Annotated in this window: 3 protein-coding genes and 1 pseudogene; all 4 read right to left on the bottom strand. The window is 49.3% G+C overall.

The genetic code is table 11. The features are described from left to right. On the bottom strand, positions 1–242 hold a 242-nt coding region (locus tag WAM07_RS00805), incomplete at its 3' end, for a sirohydrochlorin chelatase (protein ID WP_422163944.1). Between the two features lie 14 nt (positions 243–256). Then, positions 257–1,033, bottom strand: a complete 777-nt coding sequence (gene cobA, locus WAM07_RS00800) for a uroporphyrinogen-III C-methyltransferase (protein ID WP_422163942.1) — start codon at positions 1,031–1,033, stop codon at positions 257–259. Further along, a complete protein-coding gene (gene cysC / locus WAM07_RS00795) occupies positions 1,030–1,629 on the bottom strand; it encodes an adenylyl-sulfate kinase (protein WP_422163940.1) in 600 nt (199 codons plus the stop codon). The genes cobA and cysC overlap by 4 nt, the downstream gene beginning before the upstream one ends. Positions 1,630–1,646: 17 nt before the next feature. Then, a pseudogene (sat, locus tag WAM07_RS00790) lies at positions 1,647–2,266 on the bottom strand (sulfate adenylyltransferase); the annotation flags it as partial.

Raw genomic sequence — 2,266 nt, 5'->3', positions numbered from 1 at the left:
GGAAGGTCCTTATAGTAATGACCCGCTGATAGAAGAAGCACAGGAATAACAGCAATCTCAGTAGCCCCTTTTTGCACCAGTTCCTCTACTCCATCTTCAACATTAGGTGAGGCAATCTCCAGGTAGCAGATCTTCCATAAGGGAACGTTCACATGTGCCTGCGCTTTTTCAATACAGGCGACCGCTTCCTTCCTCGTTTCCTCGACTCGACTTCCATGGCTCACGTATAATACGGCCTGCATATTTTTCCTCCTTCTTACCCCACTACTTGATGGAACGGACTTTCTTCCTGCTGTGGAAGTGATTCGAACCACTGCAGCGACTCACGAAGTTTCACCACTTCCCCTACGACGATCATGGATGGATTGGCTATACCTTTCGCTCTTTCTACAATTGTGGAAACGGTACCCGTCACCGTTTGCTGGTGTTCCGTTGTTCCCCACTGCACAAGCGCGATCGGTGTGTCAGCCGAACGTCCATGACGAATCAGCCTTTCACAAATATCAGGCAGTTTTTTGACGCCCATATAGATGCAAAGGGTATCCATGCTTTTCACGACGCTTTCCCAGTAGTCTTCTTCGTCGATTCCAAGCTTACTGACCCCCGAGATAAAAGCGACCGAAGAGCTGTAATCGCGGTGAGTGACCGGGATGCCTGCATAGGCTGGAGCGGCAATTCCTGAAGTGATGCCGGGAACCACTTCGTATGGAATCCCGCGCTTGGATAAAGCCTCTGCCTCTTCACCGCCCCGACCGAAGACGAAAGGATCGCCGCCTTTCAGACGCGTCACTGTTTTTCCCTGCAGGGCAAATTTACATAACAGGCCGTTAATGCTCGTTTGACTGAGGGAGTGGTTATTCGGGCTCTTTCCGCAATATACAAGCTCTGTCCGATCCCCTGCTTCATCTAAAAGCTCCTGATTGACAAGACGGTCGTAAAGGATGACGTCTGCCTGCTGAATGGCCTTTAACCCTTTGACGGTAATTAAATCCACATCTCCCGGTCCTGCACCAACGATAAATACTTTGCTCATCCTTTGACCCACCCCTTTTCGATTAAGAAAGCAACAAGCCGGTCCGCACATGCCTGTTCATCCAGACTGCCGGATTCTAATCTGAGCTCAGGGGAAACGGGTGCTTCATAAGGAGCATCTACACCGGTAAAGCCTTTGATTTCCCCTTTTCTTGCTTTCTCGTACAACCCTTTTGGATCGCGTTTTTCACACTCTTCTACAGGACAATCCACGTGGACTTCCAGAAATTCGCCTTGGTTAAACAACTTTCTTACCTGATCGCGATCCTCTTGATAAGGAGAGATAAAAGCCGTCAGAACGATTGATCCGCTGTCAGCAAAGAGCTTCGCGACCTCGCCGATCCGGCGGATATTTTCTTTTCGGTCCTCTGCTGAAAAGCCGAGATCGTTATTCAGCCCCTGACGAATGTTATCCCCATCCAGTAAGTACGTTTGCAGCCCTTTCTGGAACAGCTGCTTATTGACTAAGTTCGCAATGGTTGATTTCCCGGATCCAGATAGACCGGTCAGCCAAAGGACTCCGCTATGGTGTCCGTTCTTCTTTCGATAATCGTTTACATTTACTGCAGCATCATGCCACGTGAGATTGGATCCCATATCCATCACCCTTTCCGTTATGAGTCAGTAGTTTGTTTATCTCGTAGTCCTTCAATCAGCGTCTCAACGACCTCGGGACGGCTGAACGTTTTCGGCGGTTTTTCGCCATTTCTGAGCAGTTCACGTACTTTTGTACCGGAAAGAATGACGTGGTGTTCAGCATCATGCGGGCACGTCTTGTGGGAAGCCATCGCTTCACATGCCTGGCAGTAGAAGCTGTGTTCAAAGAACATCGGTGTTATGCCCAGTTCGTCTTCTGTAAAGTGACTAAAGATTTTCTGAGCGTCGTAAGTTCCGTAGTAATCACCTACTCCAGCGTGGTCACGGCCGACAATGAAGTGAGAGCAGCCGAAATTCTTACGGACAAGACTGTGAAAAATGGCTTCACGTGGACCGGCATAGCGCATGGCCGCACTAAAGACTGCAAGCACGACACGATTCGCCGGGTAATAATTTTCAAGCAGGACCTGGTAGCTCTTCATCCTTACATCACTCGGAATATCGTCGCTCTTCGTTTCACCGACGAGTGGATTTAAGAACAGCCCATCTACGGTTTCCAGGGACGCTTTCTGAATATATTCATGGGCGCGGTGAACCGGATTACGGGTTTGGAAGCCAACGACTTTACTCCAGCCCA

The organism is Halobacillus sp., assembly GCF_049282395.1.
Taxonomy (GTDB): Bacteria; Bacillota; Bacilli; order Bacillales; family Halobacillaceae; genus Halobacillus.
The sequence above is the reverse complement of the archived record's forward strand: the minus strand, read 5'-3'. Positions and strand labels throughout refer to the sequence as shown.